The sequence below is a fragment of the Halorubrum yunnanense genome, from assembly GCF_026586675.1.
Classification (GTDB): domain Archaea; phylum Halobacteriota; class Halobacteria; order Halobacteriales; family Haloferacaceae; genus Halorubrum; species Halorubrum yunnanense.
Map to the genome: position 1 here is coordinate 1 of NZ_JAODIX010000098.1, position 1358 is coordinate 1358.

The following is a 1358-nucleotide window of genomic DNA, read 5'->3' on the forward strand; positions in this document are numbered from 1 at the left end:
TTCTCCGCACCGTTTACGTCTGCGTTCGCAACCGTATCGCACGCCTCACATACGTACAAACCACGTTCGACCCGTTGGTTATCGTCCGTGTGGCTGCACGCCGAGCACGACTTCGACGTATTACGTTCCGACACCAACTCCACGTCGATGCCCTCGGCTTCCGCCTTGTAGTCGAGTAGCGTCGCGAAGCGGTCAAACGCCCACCCGTGCAAGTCAAGATTGCCGTGGTCGCCCCAATTCCGAGACTCGCCGTTCTCATTATCCTCTCGGATCCCGCCGAGGTCGCCAACGACAAGCGTTCCAACGCCTCGTTCGACGCACTCCTCTACGATTGCTTTCGAGAGTGCGTGCAGGAAGTGTGTCCGACGACCCCTCCGCTTGCGGTCAAGTCGGGTGGCCACACGAGACGAGGAATCGTCGCACTTGGCTTTCTTTTTTGTGAAGTAGTATTCGTCCTCTTTGAGTGCGCCACCGGGATACAACACCGATTCGCCGCCGAACGAGACGGCGGCGAAGTTGCAAATCCCGAGGTCAACACCGGCCACTTCATCGCCCGGCGGTTCCGGGTCAATGGTGGTGCGACAGACGAATTGAAGTCGCCACTCGTCGCGCTTGTAGATCGCGCGAACCTGCTGAATGTCCCACTCGGTCAGGTCAACATCCGGGCGAGTCTGGTACTCACACAGGATGAAGTCTGAACGGTGTTCTTTGAGGTTGCGGCCTTTCGAGAGGCGAACGCGGTTGAACTGTGCGTCGTGCTTGAAGCCAGCCGCTTTGAACGACACGGTTGAACGCGGGTGGGAGTCTCCATTTTTGCGGTAGCCGGGCGGTCGGGCACGGTCGTCGCCGTTCTGACGCTTGCCGAACCAGCCGTTGAACGCTTCAGCGAGTTCTTCGAGAACGCGCTGACTGGATTGAGAATGTAAGTCCGTGTAGCGTTCGTGACTTTTGAGTTCGGCTTTGAGTTCCCCGTCATCGGGAATCTCGCCCGTTTCGTCCCACTGTTCTTGTGCGTAGTAGCGACCGACGTTCCAGAGTTTTGAGGCGTTTACGAGAACTTTGTTCTCGTAAGCCAACCAGAACCGTCGGTTCTGGTGACGGCCCATCCGAGTTGATCAAGGTCGTCACGAACCTGCCGCTGGTTCGTGATGGTGGCCTCGAAGGTTCGGACGGTTCGACTCATTTCTGGCTTCATAACTGGTTATAGATGCTGTTTTGTTAATAGTGTCGGTTGGCGTAGAATATCCGGCCTTGCTATCGACGGTTGATTGCGTAGGGGTTGTCGGATTCGTAGTGTTCAGATAAGCTGATTCCATGCGAAAGCGAATGATCTGAGCCACTCGTCAGCAGTTTCTGCT

General features: G+C 56.4%; 1 pseudogene. It reads right to left on the reverse strand.

Annotated features, from left to right (window positions below):
• Window positions 1-1183 (reverse strand): annotated as a pseudogene (locus N5096_RS16045) (RNA-guided endonuclease InsQ/TnpB family protein); the annotation flags it as partial.
• Window positions 1184-1358: the final 175 nt, after the last annotated feature.